Origin of the sequence: Citricoccus sp. NPDC055426, assembly GCF_040677445.1 — a bacterium.
GTDB lineage: Bacteria > Actinomycetota > Actinomycetes > Actinomycetales > Micrococcaceae > Citricoccus.
The window spans coordinates 148,794-163,607 of sequence record NZ_JBFARZ010000002.1 but is presented as its reverse complement, the minus strand read 5'-3'; the positions used below and the strand labels follow the sequence as shown (position 1 = coordinate 163,607).

Annotated in this window: 12 protein-coding genes; 9 read left to right on the top strand and 3 right to left on the bottom strand. The window is 72.0% G+C overall.

Annotated features, from left to right (window positions below; all coding sequences use genetic code 11):
• Window positions 1–41: 41 nt before the first annotated feature.
• Complete coding sequence (locus AB0K08_RS04600) at window positions 42–1,313, top strand: deoxyguanosinetriphosphate triphosphohydrolase (RefSeq protein WP_363352568.1); 1,272 nt, start codon at window positions 42–44, stop codon at window positions 1,311–1,313.
• Here the strand turns inward: AB0K08_RS04600 and AB0K08_RS04595 are convergent.
• Window positions 1,310–2,038 carry a DNA alkylation repair protein gene (locus AB0K08_RS04595; RefSeq protein WP_363352138.1) on the bottom strand — a complete coding sequence of 243 codons (729 nt, stop codon included), beginning with the start codon at window positions 2,036–2,038 and terminating at the stop codon, window positions 1,310–1,312. The two genes, AB0K08_RS04600 and AB0K08_RS04595, sit on opposite strands and share 4 nt — an antisense overlap.
• Window positions 2,022–2,912 carry an NAD-dependent deacylase gene (locus AB0K08_RS04590; protein ID WP_363352136.1) on the bottom strand — a complete coding sequence of 297 codons (891 nt, stop codon included), beginning with the start codon at window positions 2,910–2,912 and terminating at the stop codon, window positions 2,022–2,024. Before AB0K08_RS04590 ends, AB0K08_RS04595 begins: the two co-directional genes overlap by 17 nt.
• A gap of 285 nt (window positions 2,913–3,197) precedes the next feature.
• Here AB0K08_RS04590 and AB0K08_RS04585 point away from each other — a divergent pair, with 285 nt between their 5' ends.
• The gene (locus tag AB0K08_RS04585; RefSeq protein ID WP_363352134.1) at window positions 3,198–4,595 is read left to right on the top strand and encodes an aromatic acid/H+ symport family MFS transporter; all 1,398 of its coding nucleotides are present in this window, start codon (window positions 3,198–3,200) and stop codon (window positions 4,593–4,595) included.
• Window positions 4,596–4,604: 9 nt separating this feature from the next.
• Window positions 4,605–6,491, top strand: coding sequence for a DNA primase (gene dnaG, locus AB0K08_RS04580; protein ID WP_363352132.1), 1,887 nt, complete (start codon window positions 4,605–4,607; stop codon window positions 6,489–6,491).
• A 4-nt stretch (window positions 6,492–6,495) separates the two neighbouring features.
• On the opposite strand, the gene AB0K08_RS04575 is transcribed toward dnaG, so the two are convergent.
• Window positions 6,496–7,164, bottom strand: a complete 669-nt coding sequence (locus AB0K08_RS04575) for a PepSY domain-containing protein (protein WP_363352130.1) — start codon at window positions 7,162–7,164, stop codon at window positions 6,496–6,498.
• Between the two features lie 271 nt (window positions 7,165–7,435).
• Between AB0K08_RS04575 and AB0K08_RS04570 the strand changes: the two genes are divergently transcribed.
• The 6 genes from AB0K08_RS04570 to AB0K08_RS04545 are packed head-to-tail and all read left to right on the top strand — an operon-like array spanning window position 7,436 to window position 14,765.
• Window positions 7,436–9,907: a GMC family oxidoreductase gene (locus AB0K08_RS04570; RefSeq protein ID WP_363352128.1), complete on the top strand. Its 2,472-nt coding sequence runs from the start codon at window positions 7,436–7,438 to the stop codon at window positions 9,905–9,907.
• Window positions 9,904–11,793: a hypothetical protein gene (locus AB0K08_RS04565; protein ID WP_363352126.1), complete on the top strand. Its 1,890-nt coding sequence runs from the start codon at window positions 9,904–9,906 to the stop codon at window positions 11,791–11,793. The genes AB0K08_RS04570 and AB0K08_RS04565 overlap by 4 nt, the downstream gene beginning before the upstream one ends.
• Window positions 11,793–12,905 carry an alpha/beta fold hydrolase gene (locus tag AB0K08_RS04560; protein ID WP_363352124.1) on the top strand — a complete coding sequence of 371 codons (1,113 nt, stop codon included), beginning with the start codon at window positions 11,793–11,795 and terminating at the stop codon, window positions 12,903–12,905. Before AB0K08_RS04565 ends, AB0K08_RS04560 begins: the two co-directional genes overlap by 1 nt.
• Complete coding sequence (locus tag AB0K08_RS04555) at window positions 12,902–13,870, top strand: acetoacetate decarboxylase family protein (RefSeq protein WP_363352122.1); 969 nt, start codon at window positions 12,902–12,904, stop codon at window positions 13,868–13,870. The genes AB0K08_RS04560 and AB0K08_RS04555 overlap by 4 nt, the downstream gene beginning before the upstream one ends.
• Window positions 13,867–14,361 carry a hypothetical protein gene (locus AB0K08_RS04550; RefSeq protein ID WP_363352120.1) on the top strand — a complete coding sequence of 165 codons (495 nt, stop codon included), beginning with the start codon at window positions 13,867–13,869 and terminating at the stop codon, window positions 14,359–14,361. Before AB0K08_RS04555 ends, AB0K08_RS04550 begins: the two co-directional genes overlap by 4 nt.
• Window positions 14,358–14,765 carry a hypothetical protein gene (locus AB0K08_RS04545; protein ID WP_363352118.1) on the top strand — a complete coding sequence of 136 codons (408 nt, stop codon included), beginning with the start codon at window positions 14,358–14,360 and terminating at the stop codon, window positions 14,763–14,765. The genes AB0K08_RS04550 and AB0K08_RS04545 overlap by 4 nt, the downstream gene beginning before the upstream one ends.
• Window positions 14,766–14,814: the final 49 nt, after the last annotated feature.

Sequence of the window (14,814 nt, the reverse complement as noted above, 5' to 3'; positions counted from 1 at the left end):
GTCCGGAGGGGCGCCCGCCCTACGCGGGCCGGCCCGCCGAGCTGCCCGGCTACGGCCCCTCCGACCGGGAGCGCTGGCTGCCGGAGCCGACCAAGAGCTCCTATCGATCGGACTTCGAGCGGGACCGCGCCCGCATCCTGCACTCCTCGGCGCTGCGGCGGCTCGGGGCCAAGACGCAGGTGGTGGCCCCGGACGAGGACGACTTCGCCCGGACCCGGCTGACCCACTCGCTTGAGGTGGCCCAGGTGGGCCGTGAACTGGGCCGTTCCCTGGGCTGCGACCCGGACGTGGTGGACGCCGCCTGCCTCTCCCATGACCTCGGGCACCCGCCGTTCGGGCACAACGGGGAGAAGGCCCTGGACGCGATGAGCCAGGACATCGGCGGCTTCGAGGGCAACGCCCAGACCCTGCGGCTGCTGGCGCGGCTGGAGACGAAGAAGTTCTTCGACGACGGCGCCTCCGCCGGGCTCAACCTCACCCGGGCCTCGCTGGACGCCTCCTGCAAGTACCCGTGGACGCGGGACGAGGCGCCGCTGACCTCCGCCGGGACACGCAGCCGGAAGTTCGGCGTCTACCTGGACGACCTGCCGGTGTTCGACTGGATCCGCCGGGGCGTGACCGGGATCCGGAAGTCTATGGAGGCCCAGGTCATGGACCTGGCCGACGACATCTCCTACTCCGTGCACGATGTGGAGGACGGGATCGTCAACGGGCAGTTCCAGCTGCACTGGCTGGCCGATCCGGACCACCGGGCCCTCGTGGTCGAGCGCACCCGCCAGTGGTACCTGCCGGACACCGATCCGGCCGAGGTCGAGGCCGCGCTGGCCCGGCTCGAGGGCACCCGGGTGTGGGTGCGCCAGGCGGACGGGACCCGCCGCTCGCGGGCGGCCCTGAAGGACATGACCAGCCAGTTGATCGGCCGGTTCTCCAACGCGGCCTTCGACGCGACCCGGGAGGTCTTCGGCAACGAGCCCCTGACCCGCCATGAGGCGGACGTGGTGGTGCCCGCCGAGACGGACATCGAGATCGCCACCATGAAGGGGATCGCCGCGGCCTACGTGATGAGTTCCGAGGCCCGCCAGCCGCTGTACGTGCGCCAGCGGGAGATCCTCACCGAGCTCGTCGAGCTGTTCTGGGACTCCGGGGACCGTTACCTGGATCCGCTCTTCGCCGGGGACTGGCGTGAGGCCGCCGATGACGCCGCCCGCCGCCGCGTGGTGATCGACCAGGTGGCCTCCCTGACCGACTCCACGGCCATCGAGTGGCACTCCACCCTGGTCCGCGGCGAGCCCTTCCGCCGCAGCTGGGTCTAGCCGGCCTGTGCTCCGTCTCGTGCCTCGTTGCGCCGCACGATCTCGGTGATCCAGGCCGGGGCGAACGGGGACGTGCAGTTCGGGGGAGTGGGATAGTCCTTGAGCACCTCGAGGCGCTCGCCGATCGCCAGCGCCCGCTCGCGCAGCTGCGGGTTCTCGATCCCGATGGCGGCCAGGGTGTTGTTCATGGACCACTGCAGGTCCTTCGGGGCGTCCTTCATCCGGGCCTCGATGGTGTCCAGCAGCGCGGTCAGGTCTAGGACCTCCGGCCGCTTGTAGACCTGGTGGCTGACGAGGTCCCAGCCGGCGGCGGCCACCAGCTGGTCCGTGTCCTGGGTCCACCTCATCCGCAGCTGTTCCAGGTGCGGTGACTTCCTGGCCACGTAGTTCACGAGCCAGTCATGGACCTTGGGGGCCCGGGCCTCGCGCAGCATGGCGTCGACCTGCTCGGCCGCGAGCCTCTTCGGGAACACGAGCAGCAGGGCGACGAGCCGGGAGGCGGTGTCCCCGGTGGCCCAGAGGTCCAGGGCCAGCTGCTGTTTGGCGGCCGGGTCCGTTTTCGCCGCCTTCGCCACCCCGCGCAGCTTGCCCAGGTTCACGCCGTGGTCATCGCCGCGCTTCTCGTTCGCGGCGCGCATCGCCGGATCCTCGAGGGAGGCCAGCTCGGCCTGCACGGAGGTCACGGTGGGTTCGATCGCGGTGCCGGTTCTAGCGGGAGGGGCCATGGTGTCCATCGTAGGCCGGGGCCAGGGCCGGCAGCACCTGCCCGGCGGCGCCCCGCACGCTCACGGTGGCGGCGGTCGAGAAATCGGTGGTCTCCGGATTGACCTCGACGACGGCGGCGCCGGCTCCCAGCGCCGCGTACGGCAGAGAGGCGGCCGGCTGGACGGTGGCCGAGGTCCCGACGACCACGGCCAGGTCGCAGTCCTCCAGAGCCGCGAGGGTGTCCGCCAGGGCATCCGCCGGCAGCATCTCCCCGAACCACACGATGCCGGGCCGGAGCATCCCCTCGCAGCCCATGCAGCGGGGCGGGGCGATCCGCAGCAGGGACTCCAGGTCCGGTTCGGATCTGGCGGCGCCCTCGGCGGCATCCTCGGCGGCGGTGCCGGGGTCGTGCTCGGCGGGCTCGCCGCAGTCGGCACAGCGGTAGTCGAAGAGGGAGCCGTGCAGGTGGGCCGCCACCGCGGCCCCGGCGCGCTCCTGCAGGTCGTCCACGTTCTGGGTCGCGATGGTGAGCCAGCCGCGGGGGCCGGGCGGGCCGGCGTCGTGCCCCTGGCCGTGGCCGGATGCCTCCGGGGTACCGGACAGCCGCCGCTGCCAGGCGGCGACCGTGCGGTGTCCGGCGTTGGGCGTGCAGGACCGGATCAGGCGGGCGCGCCATCGGTACCAGGCCCAGACCAGCTCGGGATCGGCCCGGAAGGCGTCCTCGGTGGCCAGCTGCTCGGGGGAATAGCGCTCCCAGAGCCCGGTTTGCGCCTCCCGAAACGTGGGCACGCCGGACTCGGCGCTCAGGCCCGCGCCGGAGAGCACCACCACGCGCCGGGCCGAGCGGGCCAGCGAGGCGGCCTGGGCGAGTCCGGGGATCGTCTCACAGTCCATGAGGCCATTCCATCAGCCCCCCGCATCACGAGAGCGCCAGTCGTCGAGACACGCCGAGCCGGTCGACAGTTGGCGGTGCCGTGATCCTCAGGGCCGTGATCATCAGGGCGGTGATGCCCGGGCCGTGGGCGGCGTCTCGTCGGCCTGTGACTCCGACTACAAAGTTTCGTATACGTAAGGTACAGTGTTCAACGAATGTGTGAGCGCCGTCATGGATCGCCATGACGCAGGACTCGTCCCCGTCGCTCCGTCACCCGCAGTCGTCGTATCCCTCACGGAGGCCTCATGTCCACGTCCACCACCGTCCGAGCCGGCGCCGGAACCCACCGACCGCCGGTGCTGCGCGGCCGCGCCTGGGTGGCGCCGCTGTGCTGGTTCGCCGTGCTGCTGGACGGCTTCGACGCCGTGGTCCTCGGTGCCATCATGCCCATGCTGACTTCGGACGCCTCCATGGGCATCGACAACGGCACCGGCACCGTGATCGCCACCGCCGGCCTGGTGGGCATGATGATCGGTGCCCTCGGCATGGGCTGGCTGACGGACCGGTTCGGCCGCCGCAAGCTGCTCATCGGCGCGGTCATCGTCTTCTCCCTGCTGACCTTCGTGACCGGCTTCGCCCAGGACGCCACCACCATCGGCGTGCTGCGCTTCCTGGCCGGGCTCGGGCTGGGCGGCTGCCTGCCCACCGGCATCTCCATGGTGACCGAGTTCGCGGGGGCCAAGAAGGGCTCCAATGCCACCACCCTGATGATGACGGGCTACCACGTCGGCGCGGTCATCACCGCCCTGCTGGCCCTCTGGGCCGCCGCCAACACCGTCTCCGGCTGGCGCGAGATGTTCTTCATCGGCGGGCTGCCCGCCCTGGTCCTCGTGCCGCTGATGTGGCGTTACCTGCCCGAGTCGCCGGACTTCCTGCTCTCCAAGGGCCGCACGGCCGAGGCCCGGCTCGTGGCCGATCACTACGGCGTCCAGATCGACGAGGACCCGGAGCAGGCCTTCGCCGGTGCCTCCCCGGAGCAGCCGGAGAAGACCGGCGCCGCGCTGCTGCTGTCTGCCAAGTACCGCCGCAACACCGTGTTCATGTGGCTCGCCTCCTTCATGGGCCTGCTGCTGGTCTACGGCCTGAACACCTGGCTGCCGCAGATCATGCGCGCCGCGGACTACGACCTCGGCAACTCCCTGGGCTTCCTCGTGGTCCTCAACGCCGGCGCGGTGATCGGCCTGATCATCGCCGGCAAGGTGGGCGACGCCATCACCCCGCGCAACGCCGCCATCCTGTGGTTCATCGGCTCCGCGATCCTGCTGGCCGCCCTGGCCATCAAGCTGCCGCTGCTGGGGATCTACGTGATGATCTTCATCACCGGCTGCTTCGTGTTCTCGGCCCAGAACCTGGTGTATGCCTTCGCCGCCACCAACTACCCGCCGAAGGTCCGCGGCACCGCGCTGGGCATGGCCGCCGGGGTGGGCCGCCTGGGCGCCATCTCCGGTCCGATCATGGGCGGCACCATGGTGGCCGCCGGCATCGCCTACCCCTGGGGCTTCTTCGGCTTCGCGATCGCAGGGGCCCTGGGCGGGCTCGCCGTGACGGGCATGCGCACCATGCGCCGGGACCAGCGCAAGGACGCGGCGCCGGACCCGTCCGTGCCGGTGGGCGCCGAGGAACGCGAGCGCATCTCGGCCTAGACTGGCTCCATGGCAGGCCTGATCAAACGCGAGGACATCGACCTCGTCCGCGAGCGGTCGGACCTCAAGGAGATCGTGGACGCCTTCGTCACGCTCCGCGGCGCCGGCGTGGGCTCCTACAAGGGCCTGTGCCCCTTCCACGACGAGCGCAGCCCCTCCTTCCACGTGCGGCCCTCCGTGGGCAGCTACCACTGCTTCGGCTGTGGTGAGTCCGGGGATGTCATCGCGTTCCTGATGAAGATGGAGCACACCACCTTCGCCGAGACGGTGGAGCGGCTGGCCGCCAAGGCGGGCATCGAGCTGCACTACGAGGACGGCGGGACCGGCCCGGACCGGGAGCAGGTGGGGCGGCGCCAGCGGCTGCTCGAGGCCAACAAGATCGCCGACGAGTACTTCCGGGCCCAGCTCGGCACCCCTGATGCGGCCACCGGACAGCAGTTCCTGGCCGGCCGCGGCTTCACCTCGGAGCACGCCGCCCAGTTCGGCGTGGGCTACGCGCCGCAGGGCTGGGACAACCTCCTGAAGCACCTGCAGCGCAAGGGCTTCCGCGAGGACGAGCTCAGGCTCACGGGCCTGTTCTCCGAGGGTCAGCGGGGGATCTACGACCGCTTCCGGGGCCGGCTGGTCTGGCCCATCCGGGACATGACCGGGGCGACGATCGGCTTCGGTGCCCGCAAGCTCTTCGAGGACGACCCGGGCCCCAAGTACCTCAACACCCCCGAGACGCAGCTCTACAAGAAGTCCCAGGTGCTCTACGGGATCGATGCGGCCAAGCGGCAGGTGGCCAAGAGGCGCCAGCTCGTGGTGGTGGAGGGCTACACGGACGTGATGGCCGCGCACCTGTCCGGCGTGGACACCGCGGTGGCCACCTGTGGCACCGCGTTCGGCTCGGAGCACGTCAAGATCGCCCGCCGGCTGATCTCGGACGACGGCACGGGTGGGGAGATCATCTTCACCTTCGACGGGGACGCGGCCGGGCAGAAGGCCGCCCTCCGGGCCTTCGAGGAGGACAGCAAGTTCCTGGCCAAGACCTTCGTGGCCGTGGAGCCCTCCGGCATGGACCCGTGCGACCTGCGTCAGGAGAAGGGCCCCGAGGCCGTGGTGGCCCTGATCGACTCGCGCCGGCCGCTGTTCGAGTTCGCCATCAAGGCCGGGATGAAGAACTTCAACCTGGACACCGTGGAGGGCCGTACCGGGGCGCTGCGCCACGCCGCCCCCATCGTCGCCGGCATCCGCGACTCCGTGGTGCGGCCCGGCTACGAGCGGGAGCTGGCCGGCTGGCTCGGCATGGACCCGGCCACCGTGCACCGCGCGGTCCAGAACGCGCAGCGCCCCGGCACCGGGCCGTCGTCGGGCCACCGCCGGGAAGACCAGCCCGGGCCCGACGGCGGCCGGGCACCGGGGGAGGACCGCTCCGGCTACCAGCGCCCGGACACCCGCGACCCGGCGGCCCGGATGGAGAAGGAGGCCCTCGAGGTGGTGCTGCAGCAGCCCACCCTGCTCTCCGCCGAGCAGTGGCAGGCCTTCTACGCCGCGGACTTCAAGGTGCCGGCGTTCGCCGTCATCCACTCCGGGATCCGTGCCGCGGGCATGGCCGGGGCGACCCCCTCGCAGTGGGTCGAGCAGGTGCGCCAGGAGGTCCCGGCCGAGCTGGCGCCGCTGGTCAGCGAGCTGGCGGTGACCCCGCTGCCGGCCCGCACGGACGAGGACCTGGTGCGCTACTGCCGGGACATCATGAACCGGTTGTTCGAGCTGCAGATCACCCATCAGAAGGGGGACCTGATGGGCCGCCTGCAGCGGTTGGGGCCCGGTGGGGACCCGGCGGAGTTCGCGGCGCTCAACCGCCAGCTGATGGACCTGGAGGCCAAGCGCCGCTCACTGCGCGCCCGGGACTGAGGCCTCAGTCGTCCTGGGTGACCTCGCCGGTGGCGGCGTCCACGTAGAGCTCGTCGCCGTCGCTGCCGTCCGCGCGGTCCAGGTCGACCTCCCACCGCAGGGTGCCGTCGTCCTCGTCCAGCTCCATGTCGTCGATGCTCTGGCCGTCGCGGCCCTGCAGGGCGGCACGGGCGGCGTCCTCGGCGCTCACCTGGGCCTCGCCGGCGCGGCGGATGTCGTCGTCGTCCCGGTCGTCGTCGTCCTCAGTCACCGAGCCGTCGGTGCGGACGTCGAAGTCCACCACGCGGTCGCCGATCACGGCCTCGATCTCGTAGACCGTGTCGTCGTCGTCCAGGTCGATCTGCACGATGACGGCGTCGGAGTGCTCGGCCAGCAGGGCGTCGATGGCCGCGAAGACCGGGTCCTCTCCGGTCGCGGCGCCCTCCGAGCCGGAGGAGGCGGCGTCGCCCGTGGAGGCCGCGGCGGTGGGCGTGCCGGAGCCGTCCGAGGTGGGGGACGAGGTCTCGGCGGTGGCCGGGGAGGACTCGGCGGTCGCTGCCGTGCTCGTGTCGGACTCCGAGGTTCCGGGGTCGGCCACCGAGCAGCCGGTCAGCAGCGCCAGAGCCAGGAGCCCGCCCCCGGTCATCATGAGGGGTTTGGTGGAGGTGCTGGAGGTTCCGGTGTGCTGTGTCATGCCCTCAGTCTGTCAAAGCGGGATGAGCCGTCCATGAGAGGCCGGTGAAGCGATCATGAGAGCCCCCCCGCCAGACGGTGGTGGACCACCGAGGGCGGCCCCGGAGGGGGCCGCAGAACCTGTCCCCGGCACCCTGCACCGCCGTATGCTGAGGCGCATTCAGTCGCGTGTCTTTGTCGTTTCCTTTTTCACTCCTTGGTATCCGATTTTGGTAGCCGATGTCAGCAGTACCGGGGCCGTGGGGCCCAGCTGATGGAGCAGGGGCGGGCCCATGGGCGGTGCGGATGGTGGTGGGGCCTTATCCCCACTGGCTGCGGACTTCGTCGACGCCGTGGTGGTCGGCTCCGGCTTCGGCGGCTCGGTCGCGGCCCACCGGCTCTCGGAGCAGGGCCGGCACGTGGTGGTGATGGAGCGGGGCCGGGCCTATCCGCCGGGGAGCTTCGCGCGGACCCCGTCCGAGTTCGGCCAGGCCCTCTGGGACCCCAGCGCAGGGCTCCACGGGCTCTTCAACGCGTGGACCATGCGCGGTCTCGAGAGCCTGGTCTCCAGCGGACTGGGCGGCGGCTCGCTGATCTACGCCAACGTGCTGCTGCGCAAGGACGAGCACTGGTTCGTGAACGAGTCCCCGCTGCCGGGCGGCGGCTACGAGAGCTGGCCCCTCACCCGGGATGACCTCGAACCGCACTACCAGCGCGTCGAGGACATGATCGGCACCGCCACCTACCCCTACAGCGACACCCCCAAGACCGAGGCGGTCGAGGGGGCGGCGCGGGCCCTGGGACTCAGCGTGTCCCGGCCGCCGCTGGCGGTGACCTTCGCGCCCCGCCCCGGGGCGGAGGCCGCACCCGGCCGCGGCATCCCGGCACCGGGCTACGGGAACTACCATGGCCGCCCCCGGCGGACCTGCACCCTGTGCGGGGAGTGCGACATCGGCTGCAACGAGGGGGCCAAGAACACCCTGGACCACACCTACCTCTCCGCCGCGCAGGCCTCCGGCCACTGTGACATCCGCCCCCTGCACGAGGTCCGCACCTTCAGCCGGGAGCCGGACGGCACGTGGCTGGTCCGCTACGTGGTGCACACCCCGGACGACCCCGCGGCGACGCGAGACCTGCCCGAGCGGGTGATCCGCTGCTCCCGGCTCATCCTCGCGGCCGGCACCTTCGGCACCACCTTCCTGCTGCTGCGCAACCGGGTCACCCTGCCGGGCCTCAGCAACGCGCTGGGGACACGCTTCAGCGGCAACGGAGACCTGCTCGGCTTCCTGATGAACGCCACGCAGCTGGCCGCGGACCTGCCGGGACCCCGGCGGATGCTGGGCAGCACGGGGCCCGTCATCACCACGGCCATCCGGGTCGGCGATGCGGCGGACGGCGAGGGCGGTTCCGGCCGCGGCTACTACATCGAGGACGCCGGCTATCCGGGGTTCGTCAACTGGCTCATGGAGGCCTCCCAGATCCGTTCGGCCGTTCCGCGGCTTGCGCAGTTCGCCACCCGCATCGTGGCGAACCGCCTGTTCGGCGGGCACCGGAGCAACATCTCCGCCGACCTGGCCGCGCTCCTGGGACCGGGGAGCTTCTCGGAGTCCTCGCTGCCCCTGCTGGGCATGGGCCGGGACATCCCGGACGGCCGGATGTTCCTGCGGGACGGACGGCTCGCCGTCGACTGGACCCTGTCCACCTCGCGCGACTACTTCGACCGGGTCCAGTCCACCATGCGGGACATCGCGGGACAGCTGGGCGCCGATTTCCGGGACAACCCGCTGTGGATGGCCCAGCGGGTCATCACGGTGCATCCCCTGGGCGGCGCCCCGATGGGGGCCCACCCCGGGGTCGGCGTCTGCGACCCGTATTCCGCCGTCTACGGCCAGCCCGGGCTCCACGTGGTGGACGGGTCGGCCATGCCGGGGCCGGTGGGGGCCAACCCCGCCCTGACGATCGCCGCCTGCGCGGACCGGGCGAGTGAGCGGATGCTCGAGGAACCGTGGGCCCAGCCCGTGGTCCGGGCGGCGTCCCGGCCGGCGGCCGTCCGGCGGCACCCGGGTGAGGGGCACGACGGCGGCGCGGGGGCCGGCGTCGTGCCCTCCGGCGGGGTGCCCACGCGCGTCTCCTTCACCGAACGCATGAAGGGGAACTTCGCCCTCGGGCTGGGCGATCCCCAGCAGGCGAATGCGCAGGCCCGTCTGCGCGACCAGCGGATGATGTTCGAGCTGACGATCACCACCGAGGACGTGGACCGCTTCGTCGCCGACCCGGCCCACCCCGGCGTGGCCACCGGCTACCTCACGGCGGACCTGCTGGGCGGCCGGTGCGAGGTCGGCCGCGGATGGTTCAACCTGTTCGTGCGGCAGGACGAGGCCGGCAAGCTCATGCTCTACCGCCTGTTCCTGACCAGCCCCGGGGGAGTGGCGCTGACCTTCGTGGGGTACAAGGACGTCCACGACGGCCCGGGCCTGGATGTCTGGCAGGACACGACCACCCTCTACGTGCAGGTGCTGCAGGGCCACGTGCCGCCGCCCGAACCGCTGCTGCCCGTGCAGACGCCCCTGCTGGAAGCGACGGACCCCCGGGTGGCGGGCGCCGGGATCCTCTACATCCAGCCGCTGGACTTCGCCAGGCAGCTCACCACCTTCACCACCAGCGGGCCGGACGGCTGGGCCGGGCTGGCCCGCTTCGGCCGGCTGTTCCTGGGATCGCTGTGGGAGAGCTACCGGGGCCCGGCCCAGACCGTGGGTGCGCCGTGAGGTCCGGCGAGCTGTCCCGGTTCGAGTCCGCGCTCGGGTTCCGGCCACGCGGCCAGGTGCGCTGGCTGTCACCGCCGGAGCTCGTGCGCAGCGGCGTGCGCGTCCTCGTGGCCCAGACCTTCGCCTCCTTCGCGGACAGCCGCGAGACCCAGGCCGTGATGCCGCAGGAACTGCTGGGCGTGGACCGGTTCCGGGGCGCGGACGGGCACTGGTGGATCGACTTCGTGGCGGACCTGGGGGATGGCTTCGATGCGACCCACACGGTGGCGATGCAGCTGTGCCGGCCGCGGCTGGCGGCCACCGCCCCCGGGGGCGGGACCGTGGAACTGCCCACGTCCCAGCTGCTCATCCTGGGCGGTGACCTGGTCTACCCGACGGCGTCCAGCCCGGCCTATGAGGACCGCATGGTCGGCCCGTACCGGGCCGCCTCGGGGGAGTCCGGCGTCCAGGCCGCACTGCTGGCCCTGCCCGGCAACCACGACTGGTATGACGGGCTGACGGCCTTCATGCGCATGTTCGGCCAGGGGGAGGCCGTGGGCCGGTGGCAGACGCTGCAGTCGCGCAGCTACTTCGCCACCCAGCTCCAACCCGGCTGGTGGCTGGTGGGGCTGGACAGCCAGCTCGGTTCCTACATCGACCGCCCCCAGCTGGAGTACTTCCACCAGGCGGTCACCGTCCACCTCGGGCCGGGAGACGCCATCATCCTGTGCGCAGCCTCGCCCACCTGGGCCTCGACCGCCGAGGACCCCAACGCGTTCAACTCCCTCACGTTCTTCGAGGAGAACTACCTGGTGAACCGGCGTGATCCGGCCACGGGCGAGCTGGAGCCCACCGGGGCCACCGTGCGGCTGCGCATCAGCGGGGACAAGCACCACTACGCACGCTACGAGGAGAAGGGCCAGGGCCAAGGCCAGGGTCAAGGTCAAGGTCAGGAGCAGTCGCCAGGAGCCGGCGTGGGCGCCGGGTCCGGCGCCCAGCCGACGGCTGGCCAGCTGGTGACCTGCGGGCTGGGAGGCGCCTACCTGATGGGCACGGACCGGCTGGCTCCGGAGCTCGTCCTGCCCCCGGTGGAGTCCCGGATGCGCCGCCGGACCACGGGTCACACGCCGTACGCGCTGGGCCCCGCGGTCTACCCCACACGGGCGGAGGCCCGGGCCCTGCACCGCCGGCTGCTCAACCCCTTCGACCGGCATTGGCTGCCCCTGCGCAACCCGTGGTTCGGCTTCTGGATGGGGGCCCTGCACGTGGTGCTGTTCCTGGTGCTGGCCTCCGGGATCGCCGTGAGCGCGCGGCTCAGCGTCCCGGCCGCGATCCGGAGCACCGACCTGCTCGAGGCGCTGGTGATCCTGGGGTGGGTCTATGCCCTGCCCGTCGCCGTGTTCACGGTGATCGCCGGCCTCCGCCGGGCGCCGCCGGGCAGCTGGCAGGCCCTGCTGTTCCTGGTGGTGCAGCTGGCGGTGTCCGGCGGGGTGCTGTTGCTGGTCATCGGCCTGGCCGAGGTGTCGCGGCTCCCGCTGCCGGCGGTCCTCGGGGCCGTGGCAGTGGCCGGCTGCCTGGTGGGCTCGGAGGCCTTCGCCCTGCACCTGGTGCTGTCCCCGCCGGGGACGATCGGCGACCTGAAGATGACCGGGCTCGCCTACGAGGGCGGCAAGGGCTTCGTCCGCATGCACCTGTCCCCGGACGGCACGCTGACGCTCTACCCGCTCGTGATGGACACCGTGGTGAGCGACTGGGAGATCCGGGCCGAACCCGGCGGGCGGGCCATCCCGGTCCCGGCCGGCGGGTTGCCGAGGATGCGCCTTCTCGAGGACCCGGTGGTCATCGGACGCACGGGCCCGGCCCAGCCGGGCGAGGGAACCCACGATGCACCGGAAGGACGGTCCTGATGCGCACCTCCGAGACCCACCGGGGCGCCACCGGCACCGCAGCCGGCACGGCAGCCGGCACCAGCCCGCCCCCGACCACCCGCGCGGACCACGTCACCGAGGTCATCCCGCTGACGGCCGGGGACGGCACACCCCTGAGCCTCGTCCACGTCGCCAACCCGCGCCTCGGCCCGGCGCCGCGCGGACCGGTGCTCCTGGTCCACGGCGCCGGCGTCCGCGCCGAGATCTTCCGGCCACCCCTGGACCGCACCTTGGTCGACGCCCTGCTCGATGACGGCTGGGATGTCTGGATGTCCAACTGGCGGGCCTCCATCGACCTGGACCCCGTGCCCTGGACCCTTGATGAGGCGGCTGCCTACGACCACCCGGCCGCCGTCCGGGCCGTGCTGCAGGCCACCGGGGCGGATACCCTCGCGGCCTTCGTGCACTGCCAGGGTTCCACGTCCTTCACCATGGCGGCCGTGGCCGGGCTGTTGCCGCAGGTCCGCACGGTGGTGACCAACGCGGTCGCCCTGCACGTCAGCCTCCCGCTGCTCTCGAGGACCAAGGTCACCCGGCTGCTGCCCCTGCTGGACGCGTTCACCCCCTCGCTCTCGCCGCGCTGGGGCTACAAGTCCAACGGGTACTTCTCCCGCCTGGTGCGGGCGGGGGTGCGGGCCACCCACCCGGAATGCGAGAACACCGTGTGCCGGATGGTCAGCTTCACCTACGGCAGCGGCCGGCCGGCCCTGTGGTCGCACGAGAACCTGGACGAGGCCACCCACCACTGGATCATCGGGGAGTTCGCCGGCGCGCCCCTGACCTTCTTCCACCAGATGGCCCGCTGCGCCGCAGCCGGGCACCTGGTCCCCACCGGCGCGGTCCCGGGCCTCCCCGCGTCCCTCGTGGACGTCGCACCCCGCACGGATGCCCGCTTCGTCTTCCTGACGGGGGCGCAGAACCGCTGCTTCCTGCCGGACAGCCAGGTCCGCAGCTTCGAGTTCTTCGCCCGGCACCGCCCCGGCCGGGATGCCCTGCACCTGATCCCGGACTACGGGCACCTGGACGTGGTCTTCGGCCGCAATGCCTGGCGCGACGTGTACCCCACGATCCTCGAGGAGCTCCGATCATGAACCCCCGCCTCACCCAGCTGCTGCCACCCGTCCGAGCCCTGATGCGTCGCCTGCCCCCGGCCGTCCCCGCCCGCCAGCGTCGCCTGGCCGGGGCCAGGGCCACCGTGGACGGCATCGACTACGTCCTGCCGGTGAACTCCGAGCCGTCCCCGGTCCTGATGGCCGCGTTCCCCGTGGACGCACGGGCCGCCGCGGCCCTGCTGCCCGGCGCGGAACTGCATCCCGTCCGGCTGCCGGGCGGGAAGGGGATCCTGATGGTCACGGTCATCGACTACCAGGCCACGGACATCGGCGCCTACATCGAGTACTCCCTGGCGATCGCCGTCACGCGCGGGGCCCGGCCCGCCCCGCCGGTGCTGCCGCTGCTGCTGCAGAAGCCCTTGGACTTCGGGCAGTACGTGGTGGACCTGCCGGTCAGCACCGAGGTCTCCGTCAAGGGCGGCAAGGGCATCTGGGGCATGCCGAAGCACCAGGCCAGCCTCGACTTCCGGGTCAGCGGGACCACCGTCTCCAGCGCCTACGAGATCGACGGGGTGCAGGGGGCCCTCGTGGAGATCGACCGTCCGCCGGCCACGGCCCTGCCCGTGAAGATCCGGGCCGTGAACTACTGCACCTTCCGCGGGATGCTCTATGCCTCCACCATCTACTTCGCCGGCACCGCCGACGTCGCCTTCGGCCGCGCAGCCCGCGCCCGGCTTGAGTTCGGCCCCCTGCCGCAGGTGGCCGGGCTGGCTGGGCTCCGAGTCGGCGAGAAGCCGTTGTTCACCGTGTACATCCCGGACTCCCACGGGGTGCTGGATGACCACGTGGAGTCCTGGTTCCAGTACGGCCGCCACCAGGTGCCCGACGGCGGCGACGGCCTGGACAGCGTCGCCCACCTGGGGCAGGGGGAGGCCTGGCCGGACCCGCCACGGCGGGCCGGCCGGCGGGCCGGACCACCGGCTGGACGAGAGGTGCCGCGATGACCGTGATCGCCTGGTTGGCCCTGGCCAACGCCCTGCTCACCGCGTTCGCGGCCTCCTTCTACATGGGCCTGCAACTGGTGGTGTGGATGTTCCTGCGCCCCGCGTGGGGTTTCCTGACCGTGGACACCCTGCACGGCTTCTTCGAGGTGCCGATCAGCGCGGCCACGAGGTTCCTCAAGGCGATGTTCGTGCCCTTCCTGGTCTCGGGCGGGCTGCTGGTCTGGTCCGGGTGGGGGTACCCCCTCCCCGTCACCTTCGCCTGGATCGCAGCCGGCTGCTACGTGTTCCTGGTGGGGTGGTATGCCACGCCGATCGCCTCCGTGAACACCCGACTGCTCTCCGGGGACGTCACGGACGATGCCGAGGTCCAGGACCTCATCACCGAGTGGAACCGCCGGAACGCGCTCCGGGTGCTCGTCACCGTGATCTACTGGCTCGCCGCGATGGGATTCCTGGTGAGCGCCGTCCACCTCTGGGAGGGATTGACATGAGCGACCCACTACGGCTGGCCGCCTGCGGCATCGGCGCCGTGACCGTACTCTCCGGGGCCGCCCAGGTGGTGGCACCGGGATTCGTCCTGGGGCTGGTGGGAGCCGAGCGCACCCCCACCGCCAAGCAGCTGTTCGCCACGGTAGGCCTGTTCATGGTGGTGGTCGGCGGCTCGCTGACCCATGCCACCCTCAAGGAGTCCCCGCCCCACGTGACGCTCGTCTGGGCCGGCGCCCAGAAGGCCGGTGCCGTGGCCGCCGTCGGGATCGGCACTGCCCGCGGGGTCTTCCGGCCCCGGGCGCTCGCGGTCGCCGGTTTCGACCTCCTCTCGGCCGGGGTCGTGGCGGCCTATGCGAAACAGGTGGGGGACCGGGCCGCTCTCCCGCCGGCGCACCGGGGGAGCTGACGGCCATGAGGCGGTCACTGGTGCTGGCCGGCGGCGGCATGCGGGTCGC

What these genes read in the sequence shown, in the direction of transcription:
- AB0K08_RS04595 (WP_363352138.1), bottom strand. Translation starts at nt 2,038, where the DNA reads ATGGCCCCTCCCGCTAGAACCGGCACCGCGATCGAACCCACCGTGACC.
- AB0K08_RS04590 (WP_363352136.1), bottom strand. Translation starts at nt 2,912, where the DNA reads ATGGACTGTGAGACGATCCCCGGACTCGCCCAGGCCGCCTCGCTGGCC.
- AB0K08_RS04585 (WP_363352134.1), top strand. Translation starts at nt 3,198, where the DNA reads ATGTCCACGTCCACCACCGTCCGAGCCGGCGCCGGAACCCACCGACCG.
- dnaG (WP_363352132.1), top strand. Translation starts at nt 4,605, where the DNA reads ATGGCAGGCCTGATCAAACGCGAGGACATCGACCTCGTCCGCGAGCGG.
- AB0K08_RS04575 (WP_363352130.1), bottom strand. Translation starts at nt 7,164, where the DNA reads ATGACACAGCACACCGGAACCTCCAGCACCTCCACCAAACCCCTCATG.
- AB0K08_RS04570 (WP_363352128.1), top strand. Translation starts at nt 7,436, where the DNA reads ATGGGCGGTGCGGATGGTGGTGGGGCCTTATCCCCACTGGCTGCGGAC.
- AB0K08_RS04560 (WP_363352124.1), top strand. Translation starts at nt 11,793, where the DNA reads ATGCGCACCTCCGAGACCCACCGGGGCGCCACCGGCACCGCAGCCGGC.
- AB0K08_RS04555 (WP_363352122.1), top strand. Translation starts at nt 12,902, where the DNA reads ATGAACCCCCGCCTCACCCAGCTGCTGCCACCCGTCCGAGCCCTGATG.
- AB0K08_RS04550 (WP_363352120.1), top strand. Translation starts at nt 13,867, where the DNA reads ATGACCGTGATCGCCTGGTTGGCCCTGGCCAACGCCCTGCTCACCGCG.
- AB0K08_RS04545 (WP_363352118.1), top strand. Translation starts at nt 14,358, where the DNA reads ATGAGCGACCCACTACGGCTGGCCGCCTGCGGCATCGGCGCCGTGACC.